The organism is Parabacteroides johnsonii DSM 18315 (assembly GCF_025151045.1).
GTDB classification, from domain to species: domain Bacteria; phylum Bacteroidota; class Bacteroidia; order Bacteroidales; family Tannerellaceae; genus Parabacteroides; species Parabacteroides johnsonii.
The window spans coordinates 2,002,075-2,016,314 of record NZ_CP102285.1; the positions used below are offsets into that span (position 1 = coordinate 2,002,075).

Annotated in this window: 10 protein-coding genes; 8 read left to right on the top strand and 2 right to left on the bottom strand. The window is 47.8% G+C overall.

Features of this window, described 5'->3' with window-relative positions; genetic code table 11:
* The first annotated feature begins 1 nt into the window (after position 1).
* The 3 genes from NQ564_RS08185 (at position 2) to NQ564_RS08195 (ending at position 4,098) form a co-directional block, all read left to right on the top strand.
* Entirely contained in the window at positions 2-1,423 is a 1,422-nt protein-coding gene (locus NQ564_RS08185; protein ID WP_008147877.1) for a glycoside hydrolase family 30 protein, read from the top strand.
* Between the two features lie 67 nt (positions 1,424-1,490).
* The gene (locus tag NQ564_RS08190; RefSeq protein WP_129650017.1) at positions 1,491-3,029 is read left to right on the top strand and encodes an alpha-N-arabinofuranosidase; all 1,539 of its coding nucleotides are present in this window, start codon (positions 1,491-1,493) and stop codon (positions 3,027-3,029) included.
* Positions 3,030-3,186: 157 nt separating this feature from the next.
* The gene (locus NQ564_RS08195; protein ID WP_008147881.1) at positions 3,187-4,098 is read left to right on the top strand and encodes a nucleotidyltransferase family protein; all 912 of its coding nucleotides are present in this window, start codon (positions 3,187-3,189) and stop codon (positions 4,096-4,098) included.
* A gap of 80 nt (positions 4,099-4,178) precedes the next feature.
* Here the strand turns inward: NQ564_RS08195 and NQ564_RS08200 are convergent, their stop codons facing one another.
* Positions 4,179-5,465, bottom strand: a complete 1,287-nt coding sequence (locus tag NQ564_RS08200) for a porin (RefSeq protein WP_008155613.1) — start codon at positions 5,463-5,465, stop codon at positions 4,179-4,181.
* A gap of 915 nt (positions 5,466-6,380) precedes the next feature.
* On the opposite strand from NQ564_RS08200, the gene NQ564_RS08205 reads away from it, so the two are divergent.
* Genes NQ564_RS08205 through NQ564_RS08225 form a run of 5 tightly spaced genes read left to right on the top strand, consistent with a single transcriptional unit; the run spans position 6,381 to position 12,118 of the window.
* A complete protein-coding gene (locus NQ564_RS08205; protein WP_039848098.1) occupies positions 6,381-7,052 on the top strand; it encodes a peptidylprolyl isomerase in 672 nt (223 codons plus the stop codon).
* 10 nt (positions 7,053-7,062) lie between these two features.
* Positions 7,063-7,824, top strand: coding sequence for a peptidylprolyl isomerase (locus tag NQ564_RS08210; protein ID WP_008147887.1), 762 nt, complete (start codon positions 7,063-7,065; stop codon positions 7,822-7,824).
* Complete coding sequence (locus NQ564_RS08215) at positions 7,821-9,158, top strand: MATE family efflux transporter (protein WP_008147888.1); 1,338 nt, start codon at positions 7,821-7,823, stop codon at positions 9,156-9,158. Before NQ564_RS08210 ends, NQ564_RS08215 begins: the two co-directional genes overlap by 4 nt.
* A 3-nt stretch (positions 9,159-9,161) precedes the next feature.
* Positions 9,162-11,159 carry a fructose-bisphosphatase class III gene (locus NQ564_RS08220; protein WP_008147890.1) on the top strand — a complete coding sequence of 666 codons (1,998 nt, stop codon included), beginning with the start codon at positions 9,162-9,164 and terminating at the stop codon, positions 11,157-11,159.
* An 11-nt stretch (positions 11,160-11,170) separates the two neighbouring features.
* Positions 11,171-12,118, top strand: a complete 948-nt coding sequence (locus NQ564_RS08225; protein WP_227963245.1) for a DMT family transporter — start codon at positions 11,171-11,173, stop codon at positions 12,116-12,118.
* A 595-nt stretch (positions 12,119-12,713) separates the two neighbouring features.
* On the opposite strand, the gene NQ564_RS08230 is transcribed toward NQ564_RS08225, so the two are convergent.
* Complete coding sequence (locus NQ564_RS08230; RefSeq protein WP_008155604.1) at positions 12,714-14,213, bottom strand: RagB/SusD family nutrient uptake outer membrane protein; 1,500 nt, start codon at positions 14,211-14,213, stop codon at positions 12,714-12,716.
* Between the last annotated feature and the right edge of the window lie 27 nt (positions 14,214-14,240).

Sequence of the window (14,240 nt, forward strand, 5' to 3'; positions counted from 1 at the left end):
CATGAAAAACATATTCATAAGTTTGATGGTAGCCGTTTCGCTTCCCCTGTTTGTCCAGGCGGAAGCGACGGAAAACGGGCACGCCGTAATTGATCCGACCCTACGTTACCAGAAACTCGAAGGCTGGGGGAGTTCCCTTTGCTGGTGGGCTGCCCAGGTCGGAAACTGGGACGAGAAGAAAGTGGACGAGATCGTCGACCTGATCACGTCTCCCGACAAACTCAATATGAACATCTTCCGTTACAATATCGGAGGAGGTGATGATCCGGCACATGCAGACGGCCATATGGTCAAAGGAAAAGGGAAACGGGCAGAAATGGAAGGATTCAAAGATTCCCCCACCGCCCCCTACAACTGGGAGGCAGATAAAGGACAGCGTACGATCCTCCTGAAAATCAAAAAAAAGCGACCCGATGCTGTTTTCGAAGCATTCTCGAACTCCGCTCCCTACTGGATGACCTATAGCGGTTGTGCCGCCGGAAATGAGGACCCGCTGAAGGATAACCTGAAACCGGAATATTACGAGATGTTCTGCGACTACCTGTTAGATGTCTGCAAACACTATAAAACAACCTACCAGATCGATTTCAAGACATTGGAACCCTTCAACGAGTCTTTTTCCGATTACTGGTATGCGGAAGGAAGCCAAGAAGGTTGCCACTTCGAACCGGAAAGCCAGATGAAAATCATCCGGATGCTATATCCCAAGTTGAAAGCCACAGGCCTCAACACCCTACTATCGGCTTCCGACGAAACCAATTTACGGCATTTCCTGACCGTCCAGAAAGCTTATCAGACAGCCGGTGACATCTGGGATAAATTGGGGCAACTTAACACCCACACCTATTCAGGCACGAATACTGAACGGGAAGAAGTACGAAGGCTCATCCGACAATCCGGCAAACCTTTCTGGCAATCAGAAACAGGTCCCAGCAAAGGACAAGGACTGGAAAGCAACCTCCTGCTCGCCCAGAAGCTATTCGACGACATGCGGATCATGCGCCCGCAAGCCTGGCTCGACTGGCAACTGATGGAAGAGGGCAACAACGAATGGTGTGTACTGCGAGGCAATTTCAAAACACAGGAATACAAGGTAATCAAAAACCTATATGTCCGCATGCAAATCACCCGCTTCTTCAAACAAGGCTACACCTTTATCGAGACGGGAAACGCCGGGACACTTGCCGCCCTCTCCCCCACGGGTAAAGAACTGGTCATCGCCGTTCTGAACACGACTGAAACAGATAGTCCTTTAGTTATTGACTTGGACAAGTTCGCAGGCAAAATAGCCTCCGTCAGTAATTGGCGCACAAGCGAAACGGAAGACTGCCAGTCTTTCCAGGCAGTCAAAGTCAAAGGAAAGAAGCTGGATTATACCCGCCCGGCCAAGTCGCTGACAACATTCGTAATCAACCTGAAATAAGCCGTTTCCATTATAAACGGCTGCTTTCACCCAAACATTCAAATAAAACATAGTAAACGAAAATAACATGAAAACAGTATTAGTAAGTTTAATGGCAGCCGCCGCACTGCCCCTCTTCGCCCAGAAAGACGCGAGCATCCGTATCTATCCTGAGCAAGGGAACCAACAGATCAGCAAACACATCTACGGCCAGTTCGCCGAACATCTCGGAACCTGTATCTATGGAGGGCTTTGGGTCGGCCCCGAATCCGAAATTCCCAATACCAGGGGCTACCGAAACGACGTGCTGAACGCCTTGAAAGAGCTGAAAATCCCCAACCTCCGCTGGCCAGGAGGTTGCTTTGCCGATGAATACCACTGGATGGACGGGATCGGTCCGAAGGAAAACCGTCCCAAGATGGTGAACAATAACTGGGGAGGTACGATCGAAGACAACAGTTTCGGTACGCACGAATTCCTGAACCTCTGCGAACTGTTAGGCTGCGAACCTTATATCAGCGCCAATGTCGGCAGCGGAACCGTTGAAGAGATGGCCAAGTGGGTTGAATATATGACATCGGAAGGCGACAGCCCGATGGCCCGCCTACGCCGACAGAACGGACGCGACAAGGCATGGAAAGTCAAATTCATCGGCGTCGGAAACGAAAGCTGGGGATGTGGCGGAAGCATGCGCCCCGAATATTACGCCGATCTATACCGTCGCTACTCCACCTACTGCCGCAATTACGATGGGAACCGGCTTTTCAAGATTGCCAGCGGTGCCAGTGACTACGACTACAACTGGACGGAAACGCTGATGAAAAACGTAGGTGGCCGCATGGACGGTATCTCCTTGCACTATTACACGGTGACGGGATGGAGCGGCAGTAAAGGATCGGCTACGGATTTCAACAAAGACGATTACTACTGGACAATGGGCAAATGCCTCGAAATTGAAGATGTCGTCAGGAAACATATCCAGATCATGGACAAATACGACCCGCAGAAAAAAATCGCCCTGATGGTGGACGAATGGGGAACCTGGTGGGACGAAGAACCGGGAACGATAAATGGGCACCTGTACCAACAGAACACCATGCGCGATGCTTTCGTGGCAGCCCTTACCCTAAACGTGTTCCATAAATATACCGATCGTGTCAAAATGACCAACATCGCCCAGATCGTCAACGTGCTCCAGTCCATGATCCTGACAAACGGCCCGAAAATGTTGCTCACGCCAACCTACTATGTTTTCCAGATGTACAACGTGCACCAAGACGCCACTTTCCTGCCGATGGACTTGATCTGCGACAAAGCCAAGGTGCGCGGAGGCCGAGAAGTGCCGATGGTAAGTGCTTCCGCTTCCAAAGACAAGAACGGACGTATCCACATTTCTTTGGCCAATGTAGATGTCGACAACGCCCAAAATATCACCCTCGACCTGCAAGGAGAGAAGATCAAGCGTGTAAACGGCCGCATCCTGTCCTCCGCTTCCATCAACGATCACAACACCTTCGAGAAACCGGATGTCGTAAAACCGGTAGCCTTCGATGGTGCGAAAATCGAAAGAGGACAGCTCAAGGTCAACCTTCCGGCCAAATCAATTGTCGTACTGGAAGTGGAATAATTTATAATTTATGATTTATGATTTATGATTAAACATGGTGTTGTCCGTGGTATCAAGTCAGGAGTAAGCGAATAAATCATAAATCATAAATCATAAATCATATTTATTTCCTACTTTTGTCCGAAGAAAACAAAAACACTATATAAACTTAAAGATTATGAAACCTACATTATTCTTATTGGCTGCCGGAATGGGAAGCCGCTATGGAGGCTTGAAGCAATTGGACGGACTGGGTCCTAACGGTGAAACAATCATGGATTATTCTATCTATGATGCTATCCACGCCGGTTTCGGTAAACTTGTTTTCGTGATCCGCAAAGATTTCGAACAGGATTTTCGCGACAAAATCATCTCCAAATATGAAGGTCACATCCCATGCGAACTGGTATTCCAGGCATTGGACAACCTGCCCGAAGGATTCACCTGCCCGGCAGAACGTACAAAACCGTGGGGAACAAACCATGCAGTCATGATGGGGGCTGATGTCATCAAAGAACCGTTTGCTGTTATCAACTGCGACGACTTCTACGGCCGCGACTCTTTCCAGGTAATGGGTAAATTCCTTTCCGCCCTGCCGGAAGGTTCCAAAAATGTGTACTCAATGGTAGGTTTCCGTGTAGGCAACACATTGAGTGAGAGTGGTACGGTATCACGCGGTATCTGTAGCACAGATGAAAACCATCTGTTAACATCCGTTGTCGAACGTACCAAGATCCAGCGTATCGATGGCGAAGTCAAGTACATCGACGACAACGGCGAATGGACAGCTACTCCCGACACGACCCCGGTAAGCATGAATTTCTGGGGCTTCACTCCTGACTACTTTGCTTACAGCCAGGAATTCTTCAAAACTTTTTTGAGCGATCCGAAGAACATGGAAAACCTGAAGAGCGAATTTTTCATTCCGCTGATGGTAGATAAATTGATCAGTGACAAGACTGCTACGGTCGAAGTATTAGATACCGCCAGCAAATGGTTCGGTGTCACCTACCCGGAAGACCGCCAGGAAGTGGTAGATAAGATCCAAGCATTGATCAATGCAGGCGAATATCCGAACAAATTGTTCTAAGTACCGGCAAGACAAAACATAGAAGGGTTCCCGTATGATAAAATCATTATTGCACGGGAACCCTTTTTCATTGTATTTTCTTAGAAACTATACTGCACCGCCAGGTTCATCCGGTTGGCATGACGTGTATCACCGTTGAAATCCGTACGCCAGCCACGTAGATATTCGGCACCAACTTGCAGGTCGGAAGTGATGTTCCAGAAAAGCGTGGCATTCAAATACTGACCGTAGCGGTACTGCTCAGAAGGAGTGGTAGGATAACCATCATGACTATATAGGCGTGACTGTCCGTACGTACTGGTAATAAACACTTTCGGAGAGAAATTATACTGCATACCTGCAAACCATCCCATCATCGGAAGCACCTGCATCTTCCCTTCCTTTTCTGGATTCGGGACGACATCGACATTCAACAAACTCATATCGTTCAGGAACTGTCCGATACCCTTGCCATAAACACCCTGTCCATAGACCTGCAAACGGTTCATCACGTTGAAAGTAGCAGAAGCCAACACACCCCATCCGATCTCCGACTCCGTCTTGTGGGCAGTCAAATTGTCGTAACTCATACTACGAATGATAGCCGCTGCGCGAAAATGGCTTTTAGGGGTCCACCCATACTGCACGTAAATCGGGAAGTTCGGCATCCGCTGTTTGGCGATACTGACATGTTCGTTCGTCAGGCCGTCCACAATCGGCATTTCCACACCAATACCGGCTTTCAGCCCCTTGGCAAGTGCATATTCGTAGCGGATTTGCGTAGCATGGTAGATCGACATTCCGTTAGGGCCGGCAAAATCGATTGTTGCAGGCACATTGCCTAAATCCATGAACGAACCATAATCGTAACCCGCCGTAAAGCCTCGTGCCGATACATAAGCATTCCTCAACTCGAATATCTTGCCGCTACCTCCCCGGAAGTTCCCGGCAGTATACACCACGAAATCGCCCAACAGATCCGTATGTCCGACCAGTTTCAGAAAGATGGTACTGGTAGTTGCATCCATCTGGAATTGATTCCGCACGTATGACTGTCCCTTTCCGGGAATCAAAGCCGGATAAAAGTCTATATTATCGGAAATACCGCCGAAATCATATTCGGCAGCAAGTTTCACATACCCTCCAATACCGAGTGCAAATTTACCTTTCCGATCCGTCAGTAGGAAGCGGGGCGCTTTCGGTTCGTGAAAACGGGGACTCTGTGACTCATTCATGATCCGGATAATCTCGTTACCTGCCTTATCAATGGTGACAAACATGACTGAGTTAGGTTCGTTATCCTCAACCACAACTTTCTGAGCATGGGAATGGGCAGAAACTAGTCCCATTCCGAGCAGTAGAACTGCGCTTTTCAACAATGTTTTCATAAATGTGCTTTGTTTAGATGAATTACCAATTTGAACAGATATCAGCGGAAAAGGTTGTGTTAAAGGGTTCATTTAACGAGTGATTGATAATATCCATCACGTTCCATCCATATCACGGAGAGCTATCCAACGTTTTTCAGGGAAACATTTTTCTCATCAGGATGCCCCCCAATAAGAAAGAGGCTGTCCGCACACCGAAAAAAACGGTCTTTTGCGGAACAGCCTCATGTTACAGGCTTTCGAGGTCCTCTATCATCACAAAAACAAAACATTTCATTATTAACAACTGCCATATTCTCGCGAACGGACAGTTGTATAAAAAACAGATGGTCAATGAATGCGTTCAAATCGACCCGTTTTTCTCAGAAAATAATGCTATATAATATGAACTCATCATGATCAAGATGATGTAGCAGAATATAAAAAAAGCGTGAGACTGCCACAATACTATCCACACGAAGGCGTTTCCCAATGCCCAGTACATAGATAATAAACAACAGTCCAAGCCGTTATGCTATACACTCCTGATATATACAACTGACGTGAGCATTTTGTTTCCATTACTCCGATATACTTAAAAAACGGGAAACTTTTCGTGCCGGAATAATACCTCAAAAATGCTTTACTCAAAAACGAATTATTGAAGACTTACCGCTGCAAGCCAATATCTTGATAATTTCACAAAGATAAAGATAATTCGGGGTATATAAAATTTATACACATTTCTTTAAAATAATATTTTTTCAGTATGTCCTTTATCAGTCTTTTTTGCCGTCTGCTAAAGCAGATGATATGAAAGGCTGCAAAATATATAGTGTTCAAAAAGGAGAGATTGGATACATTTTCTTAAAAGATATATCGAACTCAGGCTAAATATCACTATTTTTGTTGCCATAATACAAAAATAAGATGAAGATGAAAAAGCTGTTTGCTATATGTTTAGTGGCCCTATCGGCTCTGATATCCGTCCATTTGCAAGCGCAAGAGGTTGAAACACTGGTACTGATCGATACCGATATGGGAAAGATCAAAGTGAAGCTCTTCAATGACACCCCCCAACATCGTGACAACTTTATCAAGAACGTGAAGGAGCACCTCTATGACGGATTGTTGTTTCACCGCGTCATCAAGCAGTTTATGGTACAGGCTGGTGACATCAATTCAAAAGACGCGCCACTGGAACAACATTTGGGAGACGGTGACCTAGACTATACGATCCCGGCAGAGATCGTGTACCCGAAATATTTCCATAAACGCGGTATGTTCGCAGCTGCCCGTACAGGCGATGAAGAGAACCCCGAACGCGCCTCGTCAGCCACCCAATTTTATATCGTAACCGGTAAGTTCTTTACGGAAATGGAGCTCGACAAGATGGAGGAGGAACAAGGCATCACCTTCACTCCCGAACAGCGGCAAGCCTATATGTTGGAAGGCGGTACGCCTCATCTGGACGGTAAATACACGATCTTCGGCGAAGTCGTAAGTGGTATGAAAGCTGTCGACAAGATTCAGTTCACCGAGACAAATGCAGAAGACCGTCCCGTCAAGAACATCAAGATCAAGTCAATGAAAATAGTCAACAAATAAACAACAAAGAATGGAAACGAACGAAACATTAGTGGTGATGGACACCACGCTCGGAAAGATAAAATTCAAATTATACAACGATACTCCGCAGCACCGCGACAATTTCATCAAGTTGGCGAAAGCCGGACAATACGACGGCCTGCTGTTCCATCGCGTCATCAAAGACTTTATGGTGCAAGGTGGCGACGTCACTTCTAAAGACGCCCCGATGAACAAGCAATTAGGAGCCGGAGACTTGGGTTATACCGTTCCGGCGGAATTCAACTACCCTAAATATTTCCATAAAAAGGGAGCCTTGTGTGCTGCCCGTACCGGAGATGAAGTGAATCCGGAAAAAGCATCGTCAGCCTCGCAGTTCTATATTGTCACAGGCAAAAAATATTCGGAAGCCGAACTCGGCCAAATGGAAAAGCAACTGGAAGGACGGCTGAAACAAGCTATCTTCAACCGCCTCCAGACGGAAAACAAACCTAAAATCATGGAGCTCTACCGTAGTGGCAACAAAGAAGAACTCGCCGTGCTCCGCGACACCCTGATCGGAAAGACCGAACTGGAGGCCGAAAAACGGAAAGACGAGACGAAGATGCCGGCTGAACTACGCGAGACCTACAAGACGATCGGCGGCGTGCCCTTCCTCGACAACCAATACACCGTATACGGCGAAGTGGTGGAAGGTCTGGACGTGGTAGATGCGATCCAGCAAGTAAAGACAAATAAACAAGACCGCCCGACGGAAAATGTAGTAATCAAGTCGGTAGAGGTTTTGGGATGATGCAACTTTCAGTTTACAAGGAACATTACAAAGAAACGATACGCCTGGGTGTCCCGATCATGTTGGGACAGCTGGGCATTATTGTTGTCGGCTTTGCCGATAACATCATGGTCGGACACCACAGTACGGCCGAACTGGCTGCCGCGTCGTTTGTCAACAACTTCTTCAACCTTGTGTTCATTGCAGGGATGGGGTTCTCTTACGGGCTTACCCCCATCATCGGAGGCTATTTCGCGCGGAAAGAGTATACCAAGGCGGGCGAGACACTGAAAAACAGCCTTTGCATCAACTTCGCCGTGGGACTGCTGCTCAGCCTCTGCATGTTGGCACTACTTCTGAACATCCACATCCTGAAGCAACCAGAAGAGTTGATGCCCTATATCGTGCCTTACTACATATTGCAACTTTTCTCGGTCATCTTTGCCATGCTGTTCAATTCGTTCAAGCAGTTCAGCGACGGCACGACAGATACGCTCACCCCCATGTGCGTCATGTTAGGGGCCAACGTAATCAACATTATCGGGAACTACCTGCTGATATACGGTAACTTCGGATGTCCCGAACTGGGGCTTACCGGTGCCGGCATATCGACGCTTTTCAGCCGCATCCTGACATTCGGGATGTTCTGCTTCCTCTTTGCCAAGCACTCCCGTTACAAGCCCTACCTGGAAGGATTCAAGAAAGGGACCCTCAACAAGATCAGCCTGAGCAATTTAGTGCGTCTCGGCCTGCCGGTCGGTTTCCAGATGGGAGTCGAGACAGGCTCATTCAGCCTGAGCGTCATCATGATGGGCTGGCTGGGAAGCGTGGCACTCGCCGCCCACCAAGTATTAGGCGTGATCACCACGCTCGGTTTCATGGTCTATTACGGCATAGCAGCAGCCGTCGCCATACGCGTAAGTGCCTACAAGGGATGGAACGACTGGCCGGCCATACGCCATGCCTCTTTTGCAGGCCTTCACCTGATCATGGGAACCGCCATTATCGTCGTACTGCTTATCTTGGCGTTCCGCGACAATATGGGTTACATCATCACCCCGGAAAAAGAGGTGGTCGAGCTGGTTGCCCTGCTTGCCTGGTCAGTGATCCTTTACCAGTTCGGCGACGGGCTGCAAATCCTTTTCGCCAATGCCCTGCGTGGCATCTCGGATGTCAAGTACATGGCCTACATGGCTTTTTTCTGCCACTTCGGGCTGGCGCTTCCCATCGGTTACCTGTGCGGATTCACCTTCGGATGGGGGGCCATCGGCATCTGGTGCGGCTTCCCGATCAGCCTGACTACGCTCGGGGTGTTACTTTGGAAACGTTTCAATCGATTGACAATAAAAAAATAGTGTATGACTAAAGACATAACAGCAGAACACGTATTAAACGACCTGCGCTACCTGACGCTGTTGGCACGCAGCTTTCCGACGGTGGCAGACGCCAGTACGGAAATCATCAACCTGGAAGCCATCCTGAACCTGCCGAAAGGGACGGAACATTTCCTATCCGACATCCACGGCGAGCACCAGGCTTTTAACCATGTGCTGAAGAACGCCTCCGGTGCGATCAAGCGCAAGGTAAACGAGATATTCAGCAACACATTGCGCGATTTAGAAAAAAAAGAACTCTGCACGCTGATCTACTATCCGGAACAAAAACTGGAACTGATCCGGCAACGCGAAAAGGACCTGGACGACTGGTACCTAATCACCCTAAATCAGCTGGTACGCGTATGCCGAAACGTTTCTTCCAAATATACACGCTCAAAGGTTCGCAAGGCATTGCCAAAAGAATTTTCTTACATCATCCAGGAACTGCTCCACGAATCGAGCGACGAGCCGAACAAGTCCGCCTATGTGGACCAGATCATCAACACGATCATCTCGACAGGTCGCGCAAACGACTTCATCATCGCCATGTGTAACCTGATCCAACGCCTCACAATCGATCTATTGCACATCATCGGCGACATCTACGATCGCGGGCCAGGCGCCCATATCATCATGGATACGCTTTGCAACTACCATAATTTCGATATCCAATGGGGTAATCACGACATTCTCTGGATGGGGGCCGCCGCAGGCAACGCAGGAAGCATCGCCAACGTGATCCGCATGTGCATGCGCTACGGCAACCTGGCAACCCTGGAAGACGGCTATGGCATCAACCTCCTGCCCTTAGCGACATTCGCGATGGAAGTCTATGGCGACGATCCCTGCGAACTGTTCATCCCGCGCACAAACGCGTCGGATACGACTTTCGATGAAAAGACTACTCAACTGATCGCCCGCATGCACAAGGCGATCACGGTCATACAGTTCAAGGTGGAAGGCGAAATCATCCGCCGTCGTCCGGAATTCCGGATGGACGACCGCCTGCTACTCCACCACATCGACCTCCGACGTGGAACAATCCGCATCGAAGGAAAGGAATACGAGCTGAAAGACAAAAACTGGCCAACCCTCAACGCCAAAGATCCCTATGCTCTCTCCATCGAAGAAGAAGAACTGATGCGACGCATCAAACACTCGTTCGAGTGCAGTGAAAAGCTGAAAAAGCACATGCGCTGCCTGTTCACGCACGGCAGTATGTACCAGGTCTGCAACTCCAACCTGCTCTTCCACGCCTCCGTCCCGATGAACCCGGACGGTACGCTCAAGTCAGTCCGGATCGAAGGTACGGAATATAAAGGAAAAGCCCTGTTAGACAAAGTAGACCAGTTGGTACGCACCGCCTATTTCGACGCCGACGACAGTCCGGAGAAGGACTTTGCGATGGATTATATCTGGTACCTCTGGGAAGGCAAGGACTCTCCCCTCTTCGACAAAAGCCGGATGGCGACTTTCGAACGTTGCTTCATCGACGACAAATCGGTACAGAAGGAAGAAAAAGGTGCTTACTATTCCCTCCGGGAAGAAGAGCCGGTCTGCGACATGCTGTTGGACGAGTTCGGCGTTACCGGCCAACACCGCCACATCATCAACGGACATGTCCCCGTCCGCTCTATCAAAGGTGAGAACCCTATCAAGGCGAATGGCAAACTGCTTGTCATCGACGGCGGCTTCTCCAAAGCCTACCACCCAGAAACAGGTATAGCCGGTTATACCTTGGTCTACCATTCGCGCGGCTTCCAGCTTGTGCAGCACGAGCCGTTCCTGTCGACCGACCAGGCCATCAAGGAGGGCAAGGACATCCGCTCGACCACCATCGTCGTCGAACTGAACTCTCACCGCCAAATGGTCAAGGACACAGATAAGGGAGCGGACCTGCAGCAGCAGATCCACGATCTGGAAAAACTCCTTTATGCGTTCCGCAATGGGTTTATCAAAGAAAAAGAGCGTTATAAATAAGAACACTTGTTATGAACAGCGAGAAACTGAAAGGTCACATCCTGATATTGATAACCAATATCCTGTTTGCCGTCAACATGCCGATATCCAAATATCTGCTGCCGACGCACGTTCCCCCCGAAGGTCTTACGATCATGCGCATGGCTTTCGCCTGCGTGATGTTCTGGATCGTGTCTCTTTTCACGGTAAAAGAGAAAGTGCCGTTGAAAGACTTAGGGATGCTTTTTGTCTGTGCTCTTTGCGGAGTAGGGATCAACCAAGGGTTATTTATCGTCGGGCTAAACCGCTCTTCTCCTGTCGACGCCTCCATCATCGCCACCGCCGTACCGATCTTCGTCCTGCTGTTGGCCGCCGTCATCCTGAAGGAGCCGATCACCCGAAAGAAATCGTTCGGGGTCTTCATGGGAGTCAGTGGGGGTCTGTTGTTGGTCTTCAGTTCCACGCATACCGCCGACAGTATCAGTAGCCTCGACGGTGACGTGATGATGATTGTCAGCGGGTTAATGTACGCCATCTACCTGGTTCTGTCGAAGCCGCTCTCCTTGCGCTATTCATCAGTCACGATGATGAAATGGATGTTTCTATTTACGACGCTGACGCTGGTTCCCTTCACCTTCCGGCATGTGCTCGACGCTCCTGCTTTCCACCGGGAAGTTTGGGATTTCAAGGAGCTGAGTGCGATCTTCTATGTCCTCTTCGGAGCGACGTTCCTCCCCTACCTGCTCATCCCGATGTCTTTGAAGCGAATCCGCCCGACAACGGTCAGCATGTATAACTATGCGCAGCCGATCGTTGCCTCGTTCATCGCCGTCATGATCGGCCAAGACACCTTTTCCTGGCAGAAATTCCTGTCGGCAATCCTGGTCTTTATAGGTGTTTACCTCGTGACACAGAGCAAAAGCAGGGAAGACATAGAGAAAGAAAAACAGGTTATAAAAGCAGACAATAACCCTTATTAGAACATTTTTCTATTTGGTATGAAATCTTGGATGATTCATATCTGACGTTTTCCTCTTTCAAATCAGGACTAATAAGCAGTTGATAAAACGAGACCGGCAGGAAATAGAAAAACGGAATTCCTTTGTTACTAAAAAATAGAAAATCCTGACATTGTGGAAAAGCAGAACTTCCGGAGAATCGTCTGTAGCAAACGAAAGTCGATATCGGCCTGAATATTCCAAAAGGAATTTGCCCTTTTATCGGCATAACGATTGTCTTCATCACTGCAACGACGGCTTTCGTTGCCACGACAACCGTCTTCACGATGCACGCTTCCGACAACTCACGGCAATGACGACCGTTTTCGTGACGAAAAACTGCGCACCTCATGATGGGAAATCCTTTTTTCTCTATAAAGAACCGGAATTTGCAACTATTCGCAAAGGAAGTATTTTATTGTTAACTAAACAGTATTATACAATAAGACGGTTTGGATATCTCAAAACATTGCCGCCGGATAGTCCCACTCTTTCTAATCTTTTTAACAGCAATAGAGGTGATATTGCCATTTTGATTGACAATATCACCTCTCTCAACAGTCCATTTCTATCAATTTTACGGTTCATAAACTCCATCAAACGGATTCTGGTCACCAGCAGGCCAGATTTCATCAACCAAAGATTTGTTGTTCTTCATTTCAGCTCCCGGCAACTGGAAAATAAATCGCCATGAATTAGCTGGGAATGTAATCAAACCGCCCCAATCCAAATGATTACCGGTTCGTTCCAGCCCCTTCTGTGTTCGAAGCATATCAAACAAAGAAAAACCTTCTCCATAAAGTTCCTTTCTTCTTTCTTTCAAAATGGCTTCGATCAGTTCGCCACCACTCGCTTCCGTACGTTTAGCATTACGTAGATCCTGCAGTTCCCACAGTAGTGCTTTCGCTTCCGCATCTTTTCCCTGATGTGCACAAGCTTCCGCTGCATTCAGCAACATTTCGTCGGAACGCATGACAACCATCGATCCACGACAATCCTCATTGTCTCGGAATTTATGGGAGATCCAAAATTCTTTTTTTGTTTCACCTGATCCTGCCGCCCAACGTTCGAACTGCTTGAAACGTATATCACCTTCATCAAATAAATCAACAAACTGATCGGAAAGGATAAAACAAGCAAAAGTCCAGCACTTACGATCTCCGTTATACCACATGGCAAAAGGAGAATAGTCACCCATATTTTGTTCTTCCGTCTGCTTGATACCCCAAATCCAAGATTTAGTCAGATGATCGTTAAACCCGTTTGCATATTCTTCCGCTGTTGTCAAAGGATAAGCCGCCAACACTTTTTTAGCATATTCTTCCGATTTAGCCCAGTTATTCATTACTTGATAAACCTGAGACAAAACACCTTGTACAACCGTTTGATCAAATACGTTCGGATAACTGGAACTGCGCACAAAACCCTCCAACATCGGTTCGGCAGTCGTCAAATCGGATAAAATTTGCTGATAGGTTTCTTCTAAGGTTCCACGCGGTTTTCCTTGTGTGCCATCTATAGTCGGTTCCGTATAAATAGGTACTCCCGGCATATCTTTAGCGATAGCATAAGTCTGCTGATATAAACGGGCCAAATCAAAATAAGCCCATCCTCGCAAAGCTAAAGCCTGCCCCTTGATATATTGCTTATCAATGTCTTCACCTTCCGAATCGTCGACATAAGTGATTACAGAGTTCAAATTATTAATCAACCGGTAATGGAAGGTCCACAACTGATCCGTACGGAAGATATTGGCCTGCGTTTCTCCCCAATAATTATAAACAAAGCTATACCAACCTCCGCCATTGCTCATCACATCTTCACCACACATGTCCGAAATCATCTGGATAGAAGGTATACCATAGTCGTCACCTCGATTAGCTCCCCCGCTACCATACGCACGCATTTGATAATAACAACCATTCAAAGCGGACTGTGCTCCGGAAGTCGTTTGGAAGACATCCGTATCATCGACAGATGTCGATGGTTTCGTATCCAAAAAATCACTACAGGAAACCAAACTTCCTGCCATGAGACCTGTAGCCAAAACCGATAATATATAGTTCTTTGATTTCATATTCTTCATCATTTATTAATTAGACTT

Bases quoted from the DNA above. Each gene is read 5' to 3' on its own strand.
- NQ564_RS08185 (WP_008147877.1), top strand. From the start codon at position 2: ATGAAAAACATATTCATAAGTTTGATGGTAGCCGTTTCGCTTCCCCTG.
- NQ564_RS08190 (WP_129650017.1), top strand. From the start codon at position 1,491: ATGAAAACAGTATTAGTAAGTTTAATGGCAGCCGCCGCACTGCCCCTC.
- NQ564_RS08195 (WP_008147881.1), top strand. From the start codon at position 3,187: ATGAAACCTACATTATTCTTATTGGCTGCCGGAATGGGAAGCCGCTAT.
- NQ564_RS08200 (WP_008155613.1), bottom strand. From the start codon at position 5,465: ATGAAAACATTGTTGAAAAGCGCAGTTCTACTGCTCGGAATGGGACTA.
- NQ564_RS08205 (WP_039848098.1), top strand. From the start codon at position 6,381: ATGAAAAAGCTGTTTGCTATATGTTTAGTGGCCCTATCGGCTCTGATA.
- NQ564_RS08210 (WP_008147887.1), top strand. From the start codon at position 7,063: ATGGAAACGAACGAAACATTAGTGGTGATGGACACCACGCTCGGAAAG.
- NQ564_RS08215 (WP_008147888.1), top strand. From the start codon at position 7,821: ATGATGCAACTTTCAGTTTACAAGGAACATTACAAAGAAACGATACGC.
- NQ564_RS08220 (WP_008147890.1), top strand. From the start codon at position 9,162: ATGACTAAAGACATAACAGCAGAACACGTATTAAACGACCTGCGCTAC.
- NQ564_RS08225 (WP_227963245.1), top strand. From the start codon at position 11,171: ATGAACAGCGAGAAACTGAAAGGTCACATCCTGATATTGATAACCAAT.
- NQ564_RS08230 (WP_008155604.1), bottom strand. From the start codon at position 14,213: ATGAAATCAAAGAACTATATATTATCGGTTTTGGCTACAGGTCTCATG.